This window comes from Sphingobacterium bambusae, from assembly GCF_033955345.1.
GTDB classification, from domain to species: Bacteria; Bacteroidota; Bacteroidia; order Sphingobacteriales; family Sphingobacteriaceae; genus Sphingobacterium; species Sphingobacterium bambusae.
The window spans coordinates 4044134-4058756 of the sequence record NZ_CP138332.1; the positions used below are offsets into that span (position 1 = coordinate 4044134).

Annotated in this window: 15 protein-coding genes and 1 tRNA gene; 10 read left to right on the forward strand and 6 right to left on the reverse strand. The window is 44.4% G+C overall.

Features of this window, described 5'->3' with window-relative positions:
* Positions 1–245 precede the first annotated feature (245 nt).
* Positions 246–1268 carry a 3-keto-disaccharide hydrolase gene (locus tag SCB77_RS16770; RefSeq protein WP_320183153.1) on the forward strand — a complete coding sequence of 341 codons (1023 nt, stop codon included), beginning with the start codon at positions 246–248 and terminating at the stop codon, positions 1266–1268.
* 164 nt (positions 1269–1432) lie between these two features.
* The gene (locus SCB77_RS16775; protein ID WP_320183154.1) at positions 1433–2482 is read left to right on the forward strand and encodes an L-dopachrome tautomerase-related protein; all 1050 of its coding nucleotides are present in this window, start codon (positions 1433–1435) and stop codon (positions 2480–2482) included.
* Positions 2483–2526: 44 nt separating this feature from the next.
* Here the strand turns inward: SCB77_RS16775 and SCB77_RS16780 are convergent, their stop codons facing one another.
* A complete protein-coding gene (locus SCB77_RS16780; RefSeq protein WP_320183155.1) occupies positions 2527–2832 on the reverse strand; it encodes a Smr/MutS family protein in 306 nt (101 codons plus the stop codon).
* Between the two features lie 131 nt (positions 2833–2963).
* Between SCB77_RS16780 and SCB77_RS16785 the strand changes: the two genes are divergently transcribed.
* On the forward strand, positions 2964–4349 hold the full coding sequence (locus SCB77_RS16785) for a M20/M25/M40 family metallo-hydrolase (RefSeq protein ID WP_320183156.1): 1386 nt from the start codon (positions 2964–2966) through the stop codon (positions 4347–4349).
* Positions 4350–4380: 31 nt separating this feature from the next.
* On the opposite strand, the gene SCB77_RS16790 is transcribed toward SCB77_RS16785, so the two are convergent.
* From SCB77_RS16790 to SCB77_RS16805, 4 genes are all read right to left on the reverse strand, one after another.
* A complete protein-coding gene (locus SCB77_RS16790; RefSeq protein WP_320183157.1) occupies positions 4381–4773 on the reverse strand; it encodes a group III truncated hemoglobin in 393 nt (130 codons plus the stop codon).
* A 101-nt stretch (positions 4774–4874) separates the two neighbouring features.
* Positions 4875–5243, reverse strand: a complete 369-nt coding sequence (gene panD, locus SCB77_RS16795) for an aspartate 1-decarboxylase (RefSeq protein ID WP_320183158.1) — start codon at positions 5241–5243, stop codon at positions 4875–4877.
* Between the two features lie 6 nt (positions 5244–5249).
* Complete coding sequence (locus SCB77_RS16800) at positions 5250–6317, reverse strand: DUF6695 family protein (RefSeq protein WP_320183159.1); 1068 nt, start codon at positions 6315–6317, stop codon at positions 5250–5252.
* A 2-nt stretch (positions 6318–6319) separates the two neighbouring features.
* A complete protein-coding gene (locus SCB77_RS16805; RefSeq protein ID WP_320183160.1) occupies positions 6320–7300 on the reverse strand; it encodes a PLP-dependent cysteine synthase family protein in 981 nt (326 codons plus the stop codon).
* A gap of 515 nt (positions 7301–7815) precedes the next feature.
* On the opposite strand from SCB77_RS16805, the gene SCB77_RS16810 reads away from it, so the two are divergent.
* From SCB77_RS16810 to SCB77_RS16835, 6 genes are all read left to right on the forward strand, one after another.
* Positions 7816–7889 (forward strand) — tRNA-Pro (locus SCB77_RS16810).
* Between the two features lie 471 nt (positions 7890–8360).
* The gene (locus tag SCB77_RS16815; RefSeq protein WP_320183161.1) at positions 8361–8702 is read left to right on the forward strand and encodes a hypothetical protein; all 342 of its coding nucleotides are present in this window, start codon (positions 8361–8363) and stop codon (positions 8700–8702) included.
* Positions 8703–9114: 412 nt separating this feature from the next.
* On the forward strand, positions 9115–9987 hold the full coding sequence (locus SCB77_RS16820; RefSeq protein ID WP_320183162.1) for a helix-hairpin-helix domain-containing protein: 873 nt from the start codon (positions 9115–9117) through the stop codon (positions 9985–9987).
* A 133-nt stretch (positions 9988–10120) separates the two neighbouring features.
* Complete coding sequence (locus SCB77_RS16825; protein WP_320183163.1) at positions 10121–10993, forward strand: hypothetical protein; 873 nt, start codon at positions 10121–10123, stop codon at positions 10991–10993.
* A gap of 31 nt (positions 10994–11024) precedes the next feature.
* The gene (locus SCB77_RS16830) at positions 11025–11570 is read left to right on the forward strand and encodes an HAD family hydrolase (protein WP_320183164.1); all 546 of its coding nucleotides are present in this window, start codon (positions 11025–11027) and stop codon (positions 11568–11570) included.
* A 93-nt stretch (positions 11571–11663) separates the two neighbouring features.
* Positions 11664–13442, forward strand: coding sequence for an NPCBM/NEW2 domain-containing protein (locus SCB77_RS16835; RefSeq protein WP_320183165.1), 1779 nt, complete (start codon positions 11664–11666; stop codon positions 13440–13442).
* 12 nt (positions 13443–13454) lie between these two features.
* Here the strand turns inward: SCB77_RS16835 and SCB77_RS16840 are convergent, their stop codons facing one another.
* Positions 13455–13847, reverse strand: coding sequence for a winged helix-turn-helix transcriptional regulator (locus SCB77_RS16840; RefSeq protein ID WP_320183166.1), 393 nt, complete (start codon positions 13845–13847; stop codon positions 13455–13457).
* 99 nt (positions 13848–13946) lie between these two features.
* Between SCB77_RS16840 and SCB77_RS16845 the strand changes: the two genes are divergently transcribed.
* Entirely contained in the window at positions 13947–14576 is a 630-nt protein-coding gene (locus SCB77_RS16845; RefSeq protein ID WP_320183167.1) for an NAD(P)H-dependent oxidoreductase, read from the forward strand.
* Positions 14577–14623: the final 47 nt, after the last annotated feature.

The following is a 14623-nucleotide window of genomic DNA, read 5'->3' on the forward strand; positions in this document are numbered from 1 at the left end:
GCAAAAAAAGTACATCGAGCAAAGTCCGCAAAGCGATACGCTCCAGGTCAACAGAAGAGAAACAAAGGGAAAAAGGGACATTCATCGAAGCGAGACGAGAACTTGTTCCCTCGCCGACGCTAAGTGCTCGCCTTCGAAAAAATAAAGAACGCGCTCCGCTAATTGTGGGGCGCGTTTGCTGTTGGGGAGTCATTCTCTTGCAGCAAACGTCCCGATTTTCGATTTATTTTTTTAAATTAGTTTTTATGAACACTAACCCACGTAATATGTTAAAAAAATATCTAGGATATGGCCTTATGGCCAGTCTTTTAGCAAGTAGCTTCGCTGCTTGTACAAATGCTTCGAAGGATGAAAAGCAAGAAGAGGAAGTGCATAATCCTGCCTCGCAGACCATTCCTGAAGAAGCGAAAGGTTTGATCGGCCGTTGGGATCTTACCGTGGATAAGGAAGGTAAACAAGTACCATCCTGGCTAGAGATTAAATTGTCTGGATTCAATACCCTCGTTGGTTACTATGTGGGCGATAGCGGGAGTAGCCGCCCGGTAGCGCATATCAAACTGGAGAACGGTAAGTTCTCATTCACTATTCCACCGCAGTGGGAAGGCGGTGAAGGCGATTTTACCATTCAGGGCGAGCTAAGTGGCGAAACGCTGAAGGGATCGATCACCAGCAACAAAGGAAATACCTTTTCATATACCGGCGTAAAAGCGCCCTACTTGGATCGCAGTGGCGTTGCACAATGGGGCGAAGCTATAGAATTGTTTAACGGGAAGGATTTGTCGGGATGGAAAACATCGTCGGAAGATAGCCAGTGGTCAGTAAAAGATGGCATATTGATCAATGTAAAGGCTGGGGCTAATTTGATCACCGAGCAGAAATTTGAGGATTTCAAGCTGGTAGCCGAATTCCGCTATGCAGAAGGTGGCAATTCGGGCATCTATCTGCGTGGGCGCTATGAAGTGCAGATCGAAGATTCTCCCAAAGATCGTCATCCCGGATCGCTGTACTTTGGTGGGGTGTATGGCTTTCTATCGCCAAATGCGATGGTTGCTGCCGGGCCAAACGAATGGAATCGGTATGAAATCACTTTGCGTGGCCGCCTCGTAACGATTGTTGCCAATGGCAAGACGATTATCAACGAACAAGAAATTCCTGGAATAACTGGGGGGGCGTTGGATAGTAAAGAAGGCGAGCCCGGGCCTATTTATTTGCAGGGAGACCACACCGGCGTAGAGTTTCGAAAGATTACCATTATTCCGGCAAAATAAGCCAAAAGATGTTAAACGATACGCCGTTTAACATCTTTTGTTTACAGGGCATAGCATTGCTCCTTAAGGAAATAAACATTATTTAAAACGTGCTGTTTTTACAGTATATGGTTACGCGCATGAGGTTACTTTTTTTATTTACGGCTATCACTTTTTGTTTTCACATGTCATACGCACAGCAGCTAACTGATCCGCGCTTAGAGACGGTGGTCTCTTTTGGCGAGTTACAGCCTATCGGGGTTAGTGTGTCCAGCGACAATCGGCTGTTTGTCTCCTTTCCGCGACGCGCTCCCTACCGCTTTGGACTTACGGAAATCGTCGATGGCAAACCGCTGGCTTATCCGGATTTGTCTTGGAATGCTTCGGGACATGCTGGGCAAGACAGCTTTGTCAATGTGCAAGATATCTACGTGGATACGGAAGATCAACTGTGGGTGCTAGATTCAAAACCGGGAGCTGGAAACTCGGTATTTGGAAAAGGTAGGGATGAAGCTGCAGAGGGCCGTTTTAATTTGTTACAGATTGATTTGAAAACTGATAAAGTGGTTCGCCAATATCATTTTGAGGATCTAAATAAAGCCAAGTCGGGATTGAATGATGTGCGGGTCGATACGGAAAAGCGCTTGGCTTATTTGTCCGATCCGGGGCAAGCAGGTATCGTTGTGCTAGATCTGCTGAGCGGAAAATCTCGATTGCTGCTGGCCAATTCGGAAAGTACAACGGCCAATCCAGCTATTGTGCTGTCCTACGAAGGCCGTGAGATGCGTGATAAAGATGGAAAGCCTTTTCGTTCCAATGTCAACGGCATCGCCCTGACCAAGGATAATGCCTATTTCTATTTTAAACCGATCAATGCCTTGCATCTATACCGTATTTCGACAACCTACTTAGCCGATGCCTCGCTGACAGATAGCGAGCTCGCCCAAAAGGTGGAGGATGTGGGAGAAACGGTGGTTACGCACGGATTGGTAGCGGATAAGAAAGGAAATATTTACCTTACATCGTCCTTGGACTACAGCATAAAGAGACTGTTGCCCGACGGCAAGATAGAAACGATCGTGCAGGATAGCCGATTGATCTGGCCAGATTCGCTAGGTATCGGTAGCGACGGTTACTTGTATTTTTCCTGCGCGCAAGTCAATAAATTGCCGCAATGGAACGGCGGAGCAGATCAAACAATTTTCCCATACAGCATCTATCGCGTCAAACTATAATACGAATTGTACGACGTAAGGAGATACTATATCGTGGTCGCATCCTATAGACCGATCACCACAACCACGATGTCTTCGTTGTGGTAGGCAGGATGGTAGCGTACGACGGCACCGCTCTCTCGATAATAGGCCAGCTCTTCGTATACCGCTTGGCGCAGTACGCCTTTGCCTCTTCCATGTACAAAGCGTATCTCGGCGTAGCCCCAGTAAATGGCGGCATCAAGGCTTTCACGAAGTAGATCGATGGATGCAGCAAGCAGTTCATCCGCTTCATAGCGATCAATCTCGTGTAAAAAAGCATCTGCATGCAAATCCACCTGCTTCGGTGGTCTCGGTAAAGCTCTAGCCATTCTCAAAAATAATACTTATGTTTAGCATTCTAAAAAATACGGTGCATTCTTGATCTATTTCTGTAGCCCGCACATAAAAGCAAACATATACCACATGGGGTTCCATCTGGTTTAAAACACATACATCACATATGAAAAAAATAGCTGCTGCTGTACTTTTTTTTACGGGTAGTTTAGGCACGGTCTTGGGGCAGCAAGATTCCGTTATGTTGGATAACATTTATCGTGTTTCATTTGAGCAGGGTAAAGCCTATGAGAATCTACACTACTTAACGAAACATATTGGAAACCGCATAGCCGGATCGGAAAAGGCGGAGCAGGCGGTGACTTGGTCGAAATCGCTCATGGATGCGATGGCATTCGATAAGGTTTATCTGCAAGACGTGGACGTGCCCTATTGGGATCGCGGCGCGCCTGAGGTGGCTTACCTGCAGCGTACGAAAGAACCTCTTCAGGTGTTGGCCTTGGGCGGTTCCGTGGCTACGGCAAAGGGAGGTCTAACAGCGGAGGTGCTGGAGGTGGAGTTGCTAAGCGAGCTGCGCCAGCATGGTGATGCGGTTCGTGGAAAGATCGTGTTCGTAAACAAGCCTTGGGATGAGTCTATGGTGGAAACCGGCGTAGCTTATGGGTTGAACAGCAGCCAAAGGAGCCGTGGGCCTGCGGAAGCGGCGAAGCTCGGCGCGGTAGCCTACCTTTTCCGGTCCTTGTCTTCGTCCATTGCCGATGATTATCCGCATACCGGAGGGACGCGATATGTTGCCGGAATTGATAGCATTCCGGCTATTGCCATTTCTGCGGTTAGCGCGCAGAAGCTGAGCGCCGCGTTGAAGGAAGATGCCCACAGCCAGGTTTTCTTACAGAATACTTCGGCTTGGAAAGGCTCGGTCAAAACACACAACTTGATTGCCGAGTGGCGAGGATCGGAGCATCCCGATGAGATTATTACCATTGGTGGACACATCGACTCTTGGGATGTTGGCGAAGGTGCGCACGACAACGGCACCGGAACGATGGGCACACTGGATGCTATCCGCACGTTGATGGCGCTTGGCTATAAGCCTAAACATACGATACGGCTAGTGTTCTACATGAATGAAGAAAATGGGGTGCACGGCGCCGTAAAATATGGTGAAAGCGCAAAAGCGCGATCGGAAAAGATGGTTGCAGCGATTGAGAGCGACGCGGGAGGCTTTGCACCACGCGGTTTTGATATCAAAGCGTCGGCAGCTGCCGTAGCATGGATACAGCAGCAATGGAAACCGCTGTTCGAACAGAAATTTTGGGTTTCACGTTTCTTGCAGGGCAGTCCGGGGGTAGATTCCGGCGTGTGGGGTGAACATTTTCCGCGTACGGTGATGTTTAATTTCAGACCCGATCCACACCGTTATTTTGATATCCACCACACGGCAAAAGATGTGTTCGAGGCGGTAGATAGACGGGAATTGCAATCGGGTGTTGCAGCTCTGGCCTCCTTGCTCTATTTGGTCGATCAGCAAGTTGATCAAATCAAGCAATAGCGCTAAGCAAAAAGCAACTTACATCAAGCGCTTACAGCAGGGGAGGGAAGGGCGATTGTCGGATGTGCTCCAGTTTGATTTGGAATAGGGCCGCCATCTTGTTGCCTCGGCTTTTAGCCTCTTCGGCCACTGTTCCTTGAAAGAGCTCGTCCACGGTTTCATGAAACAGCTGCAGCCAACGCTCAAAATGTGCTTTGTCTATCGGCAACCGGGCATGGGGTGGAAAGGGACGACCATTGTAGGTATGTTCATCCAATAAGATAGTTTGCCAAAAGCTATACATCTTGGATAAATGCTGCGGCCATCGATCCTGTATGCTCGTCTGAAATATCGGTCCTAGCTGTTGGTCTTGCTGCACCTTGCCGTAGAAGCTGTCTACCAATAGCCGTATATCGTCCAATGTTTGTATGTCTGTGTTGCGCATGTCCTGCCTCTTTTTTACAAAGTTAGTGACACGACAGCAGAAAAATATGATCGGCATCATAAAGGTTGCACCACCTTGTCAAGGAAGTGCAACCTTTTTATTTAGTAATTGTATTGCTCTACCGACTTGATCTGGTTGTTACCTTCGGTAAATACCAATGTGGGCTGATAGCTATCCGCTTCTTCTGGCGAAAGGTTGATAAATGAGAGGATGTGAACGGTGTCGCCCACTTTTGCATGCAATGCTGCTCCTCCGTTCATACATACTTCGCCACTGCCGCGCTGGCCGGGAAGCACATAGGTCATAATACGGCTGCCATTGACCGCATTGTTGATGTACACCTGTTCATATTTCTTAATGCCTGCTGCATCGAGCAGATCGGCATCGATGGTGATTGATCCATTGTAGGCTACGTTTGCTTCGGTAACTTTTACCGTATGAATTTTTGCTTTTAAAAGTGTTAATTCCATTTGATTTTATGATATGGCCTTACTGGCCTGTTGTAAATTTGTCGTTTGCTTGTCCGCTGCAAGGGTACGGAATAAAAATAGTTGGCCCTTCTGGCTGATGCTATGGCTGTCAAAGGTAAAATGATAGGTGAAAGCATAGGCATTACATATCGAAAAGTCCTGCAGGCACTCCATTTCCCGGCTGTATAGCAGGCGCCCATGAGCATCATGTTTCTGAATAAGATAGATTCGCCCCTCCAAATGTTCCAAGCTAAACCAAGCACCTTCGCCAATGCCGCCGATCCACTGTGCATGCGCAGGAACTGCGATCGGCCGCTCGCTGTATTGCACCATACCGGCAATGTCGTCGGCAGCAAGGCTCTTCGATCCCGTACGGCTGAAATTGTCTTTTAATAGATCGAACTGGAAGCGCATGGATGCGATTCTGTCCATAGGTACCGTTTGTATTGCCTGCTGCTGATGGAAGCAAACTTTATAATCTGCTGCCGCATTTACCACGTTGCTAGTCGGGCTAGCTTTCAGTGATTCGGGATACAGGATTTTCTTCCGTCGTGGATCTTTGATCGGCATGGCTTCCGTGAGTATCTGCGCTACAAAGCGAGAGCAGCTGTTATTGTTTTGCGCAAAAGCGCCATACAGTACAGGCCCTTCGGATACCAAGCGCTCGGCATAGGCTTGTCCTTTGGCAAAGGAGATGCCTTGGCAGATGGAAAATAGCGTTCTCCCACCTCCATGCGTTGCTTCTTCATTTGCGGACAATTCTTCAAAAATAGCCGCTAGATTCTCTATTTCGCCGCTCGCGCTAAATAGCGCTCGTGTATGTACGACCAATCGGGGATCAAAATGCGCCGATCGCGGACGTCCGTAACCACGCGGCACCAAGTAGCGGCCAAAATCAAAATATCGGATGTTTCCGGTGGAGCGCTCGACCAGCAGGATAGCGGCATGCCCTACGCGGAAGTTTAAGTTTTTCACAATACCGATCCGTTTTAAAAAAGCCATCCACTTTTCGTCACCACGCGCCGTTTTATCAGGCCATGAGATAGGTATGGCTATATCATCGAAATGTTCCATACTTAACGGATAACTGTTTTTGTTGCTGTTTGAAAATCGGCACTGTCCGAGTAAAGCTTGCTCACATAGCGGCTGCCATGATCCGGAAAAAAAAGCAACACCGTATGCTCCGGTGTGAAGCCCATTTCTTCGCGGTGACAGGCTAAACTGGCTAACAACGCCGCACTGGAAAAGCCGCTTAAGATGCCTGTTTTCTCCCGATATAGGCGAGCCATGGCCTTGGTGGATTCTTGCTCTACTTGAAATATATGGTCGACTTGTTGTGGATCAAACGATCCAGGGACAAAGTTTCGACCTATGCCTTCTATGGCATCAAAAGGTACGACTTTCTCGGGCGTACGGCGATGGCTTAGGTAATGCTGAAGGATCGATCCCTTAGGCTCTACGCCCCAAATGCACACATCCGGTCGTTGCTCTTTTAGAAAACGACCGACACCAGAGATGGTGCCGCCCGTACCCACACCGCTTAGGAAATGGGTGACCTTTCCTGCTGTTTGCTCCCATATTTCCGGTCCCGTGGTTTTGTAGTGTGCACGAATATTTTGCGTGTTGTAATACTGATTGGTGAAATAGGCATTGGGATGTGTCGCTGCATAAGACTGTGCATGAAACTGGGTAGAGTGGAAGTCATGTAGGCCATTGGAGTTCTCGCAAATCTCTATTTCTGCGCCTGCTTGGAGCAGTGTATTGATTTTTTCTTGCGAGCAGCTTTTAGATACAAAAATTTTAGCCTGATAGCCGAGCTGTTTGGCTATCAGTGTAATACCCAATCCCGTGTTGCCGCTACTAGCCTCCACAAATGTCCCTCCGGGCTGTATACGTTGTCGCTCAATGGCATCCTGAATCATGAAAAACGCGGGCCGGTCTTTTGCAGACATCCCTAGGTTATGAAACTCTTCTTTGATGAAGATATTGGTGCAATACAACGTCGAAAGAAAATCGCATCGTCGAATGGGCGTATTGCCTATTAATGTTGTCGTCAAAATTTTTTATTCTAATCTCTCGATAATAGCTTAATAGTAAAGTTTTGCTACTACTTGTATTTATAACGAGCGTTTTTGGGATTTGTTTTGTACGGGTGGATATAAAAAAAGTTGTCACGAGTAGAGGGCTCGCGACAACCGTATTGAGAAGAGATAATGTGCTTTGTTATTTAGATTAAATAAAAATAACATCACAAATATAGTGGATAATCTGTATAATCAATAGTAAAATCAGAAATAATTTAAAAAAAATCCGAAAAATTGGGTTTGCGTAGTAAAATAATAGGTTAAGTTTCATGTTATCAAGGAATAATGAGCTTGGGCTTGCCGTGGTCAGGATAGCAAGCTGTACGGTATGTTAATGGATTTTCGATCACTGCTAGCCTCGATTTATATGTTATACAAAATATATAAACCAAATTATCAGTATTTTAGATAGTTTTTGTTTTTGCTTGTTGCAAAGATGTTTTTTGTGCCGTATATTTGTGCCACACAAAACAAAGGTGATACCTTTTCGGGGTGTAGCGTAGCCCGGTATCGCGCCACATTTGGGATGTGGAGGTCGTAGGTTCGAATCCTGCCACCCCGACAAAAAAAGCTCGACGAAAGTCGGGCTTTTTTTGTGGGCGGCAGATTCGAACCGTGGTTCGATCCGCTGGAGCTTCAGGGTGTGAGTTTGGGGCTTGCGGGGCTGAAGCAATCCTGCCACCTTCACAGGTTGCCGCCGCATTTAGCAAACACAAAATATTCGATTTTAGGAGCGTACGGAAAACAGATTGAACCTCATTAGAAAGATTTTATTCGAACAACTATAGTCGTCCGTATTTTAATGATCCACTCTTTGGATTTTTTTGGGTGCAAAGCTACAGGGTTACGGCTAGTAAAACTAGGATAATCGAGCCAAAATGCTACAAACCTCAAAAAAAATGCGTGGCTCATTTTTCCTGCTTTTTAGCATAAAACATGCATTTAAATAGGTTTAAAGGCCGATAAATGGCTGCTTTGTTCGTTTGAAAAAAGTCTAGCACTTTTCACAGAAATGCTAGCATTTCTGTGAAAAGTGCTAGATGTTTTTATCAAAGTGCTAGCTGTTCTGACAAAAGTTCTAGATGTTTTAATAAAAGTGCTAGCTGTTCTGAGAATAATGCTAGCATGTCCAAAAGAAGTTCTAGACTTTCTGGAAGAAATGCTAGGTGTTACAATCTACATGCTAGCGTTTAACAAAATTATGCTAGCACTTGCGAAGAAACAGCTAGACTTTAGAAAAGAAGTTCTAGGTGTTTTGCTTGAAGTCCTAGCATGTTTAACAGAACAGATAGCTGTTACAGTTTCTTTGCTAGGTATTCGAGCGCAATTGTATGCTGCTCAAGAGAGAAAGCTATCATCTTTAACCTACAAATAGGCACATTTATACTATAGTATATATGCTGCGAAGTCTCTTACAGAGCTAGACCCCGAGATTGCCAAAACAGCAAAAGGAGGTGATGATACAATATTTACGATACTAGAATCGCATGTTACAGTTTGTCCCACAAATCCAACTAATACTAATCAAACAAAATCTTGGTTTCCATATGAAGATTCAGCTGCTTGTACTAAAGTGACAACGACAACAGGCACGACAACCATTATATAAATTTATATACCAGTTTTTCAAGTATATGAGAAAGATTATGGGGTTAACATGTACAAACGGTAGGTTTTCATATCTCAAGAGGTTATTGACGTGCTTCCTTAACCAAGATTATGAGAATAAAAGCTTATTGATATTCAATAATGCACATATCCCAATTGAAATTGAAAATTTTCCACAAGTGAATCTTATAAATAACTATCTAGATTATAATACAGGCGAGTTATATGATAATGTAGGAAGTATTTACAGAGATGCTTTGACCCATATTACTGATGATGTTGAATTAGTCAGTATTATGGATGATGACGACATCTTTTTACCGAACCATTTCTTTCGGGCGGAACAAATATTTGTAAAGCAAAGTATTCCCTCAATTGGGATACGCTTTGCGCACGACTTGATAGGAATGGGATATTATTCCCTTAAAGATCTAAAAAGAAAAGACGGCGCAACGCTCACCAACCAATATGAACGACAACAAGGGGTATGGGTAGATTCATGTGTTGAAGATCAGTTTCGGCTTGTGGTACATGTTGCCAATCATCCAGATAGTAAACTGAACTGGTGGAATTTCACTGCAGAGCGTAAAGAATTTCGCAAGCAGCATGGCTATCCTCCCTCGCGGCCAAAGAGACCTTGGTTTGAATTGCCTCAGTATCAAACGGAAAAACAGATACCAGCGACATACGAAGCAACCCAAAAAGACCTGCATAAAAAGCTGAAACTCGCTTTGTCTTATATGAGCAAACATCCGGAAGAGAAAATCACCGTTGCGCAACTGGCAGATATAGCACAGCTTTCTCCATATTATTTTATCCGCATCTTCCGCAGCGCCTATGAAATGACACCATTGCAATACCTGACGCGTCTACGGTTGAAACGAGCATCTTTGCTGCTAAAGAAGTCAACGAGCACGGTGGGCAACATCGTGCCCCAATGTGGCTTTGATAATGAGAGCGCTTTTATACGGTTATTCAAAAAGGAATTTGGAATGACGCCAGTAGCCTACCGGAAGGAGTTTCAAGATAAGAACGCTAAAGCAAGCAAGTAAACAAGGATTCTTGACGAGCGATGGAGCGTATCTTCAGTGCTTAATTGCGATTTACAAGTAACTAGAAGTGTTATGCGGACAAAGAATTTTATTGAGATAGTCCTATTGTATAAACCTTTTATTAGTTTTGATAATGGACAAATCACACGATAAAATGATGAGCGATCTGCAGCGGCTACTCGCTGCTCAAGATTTTAAATCCGATGCAGATATGCGCAAATTTATGGATGGTCTTATAGGTAAAGAAGTTCCATCCTTTTCCAAGGATATGCTAAGCGACCAACAACAGGCTCAAGATTTGGTTTTTGAAGCATATGAACTTCCGCCGGCCAAAGCAAAGCAACGGATTGAAATGGCACTTCAGCTCGATCGCAACTGTATTGAAGCTTACGAGTTTCTTGCCTCGAAGGAGAGTGTTGCTGAAATTGCTGCGGTATTTTATGAGAAGGGGATAGCAATAGGTAGAACGATTTTTGGCGGTAAGTATTTGAAGGAGCACAAAGGTTCATTTTGGGGCTTTCATGAAACACGACCTTTTATGCGCTGTTTGCAACACTATTCCGATTGTTTATACGTCATGGGAGATGTAGAAGAATGTGTTGCCATTCTCGAAGAAATGATTGTCCTGAACAAAAACGATAATCAAGGGGTTCGAGATCAGTTGATGCTCTACTTAATAGAGCTTAACGAGCGTAAGAAGTTTCTGAAATACGCCAACATGTTTGGAGAAAGCGAGATGGCATTTTCGCTTTTCAACCATGCCCTATTTGCTTTCAAGACAGAGGGGGAAACGGATGCAGCAAACAAAAAACTTCAAAAAGCCGTAAAGCAGAACAAATTTGTAGCAGCTGGACTCCTGTCTAAAAAAGGAGTTGAAAATCTTCCCGGGCATCACGGTTTTGGCGATAAAAATGAAGCGGATTACTACGTTTATTTCGCGCAGCATATTTGGATGGAAACGGATGGTGCGCTCGCTTGGCTAAAGAAATATGCCGTAAAATCTTAAAAAATCCCGTTGTCATCAAAAAAATGTTCGTATGGCAGAAAAGCTCGTGGTATTTGATCTAGATGAAACCTTGGTTCATGCGACCACGAAGAAGCTGACCATCAACGAGGATTTTGTCTTTGATCATTATTACGTTTATGTACGTCCCTACTTGAATGAACTGCTATCTCAATTAGTGACATCGGGTTTTAGGATAGGGATTTGGTCATCGGCTGGCGAGGCCTATGTTGAATATCTGATTAAGTCTATTGTTCCTCAAGAAGTACCGCTAGAGCTGGTATGGGCTAGAGGGCGATGTACGCGTAGATACAATAGTGAGTTGGATGAGTATGTGTATGAAAAACAACTCAGGAAGTTGAAAAAGCGCGGTTTTAAACTAACAGATATCTGGATAGTTGACGATACACCTGAAAAATCTAGGACGAATTATGGTAATGCCATCACGATCAAAGAATTTAAAGGGGATAAAAATGATCGAGAACTTCAATATCTGTTGGTTTATTTGCTAACAAGTAAACACTGCGATAATGTACGCCATATAGATAAAAGAAGCTGGCGTGAAACGATACTGATTTAGATGTTTACTATCCATGTTTGGTTGATTAAAAATTTGGGTTACATCGTGTTTTGTTGTTTGTAATTCCTATTTTTATGAAAATAATTAACCATTATGCCCGCTGCCAAATCAAATAAGATCGTTTCAGTCTTACTATGTATACTCGGTTTTATCTATTCTTTCTCTTTATCGGCTTATGAGCGAAATCATCGCTTAAGCATAGGGGGCTCTAATGTCTCCAAGGCTGATACGATGCAATTGATATCCAATGATGAAGTGAAAGTTGTATACTTTCATGGGAAAGGGCAGCTACCGTTTTTGGGATGGAAGGATCGGTTAGATCGAACACTCAAAGATGTGAGTAGTTTCTATGCAGAGGAGTTTGCAAAGCAGGGCAAATTTATCGAGGGGATACCTTTCGAAATGGAGGAGGATGAACGACTTAAACTGCATGTCGTAGAAGGACAAAAAGAAGCGTCGCGTTATGGAATACACTCCGGAGCCGAAATCGAACGGGAAATATCTGCTTCACTTGCAGGAACGGTCGATATGGACAATGATCACGTTCTTGTAATCACCGCGCTTGGTTACAAAAACGAAGATGGCAGCTATGTTTTCCACTCACCTTACTATGGTAGAGGAGGTGCACGATCAGGCCTATGTATTGTCGTTGATTGCGATCTTTTGGATGTCAAGAACCTAACAGATACTGTGCAGAGCATGTCTTTTTCGGAAATGGCGGTTGATGGAAAGCAGTGTTCGGTTGCCGAGTTTAATAGCTGGTACATCGGAGGGATAGCCCATGAAATGGGCCATTTTTTTGGCCTCCATCATGACTTCGGCCATCCTATAGAATGGCGTGATCCTCGTTTTATTTCTTTGATGGGGCAGCATGGAAGTCGGCATTATCGAGAAGATCAGTGGAACATTGGAAGAACCTCCGCTTTTTCCAGAGCTGGCATCGAGCAATTAGCTGTACACCCTTTGTTTTCAAGGCAAAGTAAGCCGATTAGTTTTCTTCATGAGTTTTTAGTGCATGCTTACATATATACAGAAGATGCACAAGGAGCTAAATTGAAATTGAGCTACTATTCGCCGCGGACCCCCGCTCAAGTAGTTGCTTTGATTCGACCGATCGAAGGTAGTGAGTACTTCAACAATAGCTATATGGCGAGACTGTCTGCCGATACCCTCGCGGAATTTGATCTTCCTGTTTTTGAGTTTGCAAAACCTTATGAAGTCGTGTTGCTATTTCTTTGGACGGACGGTACAATGCTGACCCGTAAATACATGTTCGCCTCGACAGGAAATGCAAAACTTGTCTATATGCAGCGATATGGTAATACGTTAGCCGAAGAATTGAAGAAAGAGCTGGAAAAAGATCGAACAAAGAATAAAAAAGAGCTAGACATCATAGGCAAAATATTGGACAACGAGCGTTTTGTGGATTTAGATACCTATCCTGATCGAGTTGTATCTCTTTCTGATGCTATTTGGGAGGAAGCCTATGTCGGTTGGGAGGTTCCCGCCAGAAATTATTTCAGTTCAGAATCAGATACACGCTTCTTTTTGGTTAAAAATGGACAGTTGTATGATAAGGGGCTATATGCACACTCTCCATCGCTCTATAGGTTCAATGTTAATGGAAAATGGAAACGAATTCAGGTCATGGCCGGTCTTCGCGACGGTGCTCATGAAGAGGGGGGAGCGCAGTTCCATATCGTAGGCGATGGTAAAATCTTGGCTTCGTCAGCACAGTTAAAAGGTAATGAGACCTTTTTCTTTGACGTTGATATTGACGCAGTCCACTATTTAGAACTTCGAACAAATGACATGGAGGGCCACAATCATAATTCATGGGCGATATGGTGTGCCCCTATTTTATCCAAATAGCTTTTTCGCTTACTAGATCACCGCCGGCGCCGCTGCTGGAACATCGGTCCTTTCCATTTGCGCTATAATGCGTTGCCGATGGTTGAATCCCCATTCGGCAATGGTTTGCGTTAAATGCTTTAAGGAAGTTCCGTATTCGGTTATTCTATATTCCACAGCCACGGGCGATGTGGGAAGGACAATGCGTTCGATCAAACCATTCACTTCCAGTTCCTTCAACTCACGACTCAGCATTTTGCCCGATATTCCCTTGATATCCCGCAATAATTCGGAGTAGCGCATTGTGTGGAAACAAAGGCAGGCAATAATGGACACTTTCCATTTTCCGCTCAGGATTTCCATCGTGTCGCTGATTGCCAAAATCGTTTGACTACATTCTTTTGTTATGCTGTTATCTGGTTTCATACTTGTCTGTTGGTTACCCAAATGTCACTATTACTTTTTGTTACCAAGTGTCAAAGTTACATACAATACCTTTACTTTTGACAAAAAATAAGAGCATATATGGAATTAATTAATCATTTGAAATGGCGTTACGCCACCAAAAAGTATACAGAAGAGAAGGTAAGTGATGAGAAGATCGAACAAATTTTAGAGGCCATTAATCTTACCGCTTCATCATGTGGCATACAGCCCTATCGTGTTTTTGCAATTGCCGATCCCATTTTAAAAGCGAAATTAGGCGAGGGATCCTTTAATGGGCAGATTGCTAATTCGTCTCACTTGCTAGTCTTTGCAGCCTTCAACGATGTCTCGTTGACCTACGTTGATGAGTATGTGGCCATGGCCGAGCAACAAAGAAATCTTCCGGCGGGCGCCATGGCCGAGTTTAAGAAAGCCTTGGTGAGCTTTTTTTCCACACAAAGTGCCGAGGCTAACGCCGCATGGGCAAATAAACAGGCCTATATAGGTTTAGGTACAGCGTTGATCGCTGCAGCCGAACAAAAAGTCGATAGCACACCGATGGAGGGCTTTGATGCTGCGAAATTTGACGAACTGTTGGGGTTGACCGATAAGGGGCTTCACGCAGCGGTTGTTCTTTCGTTGGGCTACCGCGATGCAGCCAATGACTATCTAGCCAATATGTCTAAAGTAAGGTTGCCCATCGCTGATTTTGCAACTTTTCTGAAGTAAGACAAATACCTATTTAATGCGGGCAACCTGCGTATATCATCGTTTAC

Coding starts and splice junctions, on each gene's coding strand:
- SCB77_RS16770 (WP_320183153.1), top strand. CDS start 246: ATGAACACTAACCCACGTAATATGTTAAAAAAATATCTAGGATATGGC.
- SCB77_RS16775 (WP_320183154.1), top strand. CDS start 1,433: ATGTCATACGCACAGCAGCTAACTGATCCGCGCTTAGAGACGGTGGTC.
- SCB77_RS16780 (WP_320183155.1), bottom strand. CDS start 2,832: ATGGCTAGAGCTTTACCGAGACCACCGAAGCAGGTGGATTTGCATGCA.
- SCB77_RS16785 (WP_320183156.1), top strand. CDS start 2,964: ATGAAAAAAATAGCTGCTGCTGTACTTTTTTTTACGGGTAGTTTAGGC.
- SCB77_RS16790 (WP_320183157.1), bottom strand. CDS start 4,773: ATGCGCAACACAGACATACAAACATTGGACGATATACGGCTATTGGTA.
- panD (WP_320183158.1), bottom strand. CDS start 5,243: ATGGAATTAACACTTTTAAAAGCAAAAATTCATACGGTAAAAGTTACC.
- SCB77_RS16800 (WP_320183159.1), bottom strand. CDS start 6,317: ATGGAACATTTCGATGATATAGCCATACCTATCTCATGGCCTGATAAA.
- SCB77_RS16825 (WP_320183163.1), top strand. CDS start 10,121: ATGGACAAATCACACGATAAAATGATGAGCGATCTGCAGCGGCTACTC.
- SCB77_RS16830 (WP_320183164.1), top strand. CDS start 11,025: ATGGCAGAAAAGCTCGTGGTATTTGATCTAGATGAAACCTTGGTTCAT.
- SCB77_RS16835 (WP_320183165.1), top strand. CDS start 11,664: ATGCCCGCTGCCAAATCAAATAAGATCGTTTCAGTCTTACTATGTATA.
- SCB77_RS16840 (WP_320183166.1), bottom strand. CDS start 13,847: ATGAAACCAGATAACAGCATAACAAAAGAATGTAGTCAAACGATTTTG.
- SCB77_RS16845 (WP_320183167.1), top strand. CDS start 13,947: ATGGAATTAATTAATCATTTGAAATGGCGTTACGCCACCAAAAAGTAT.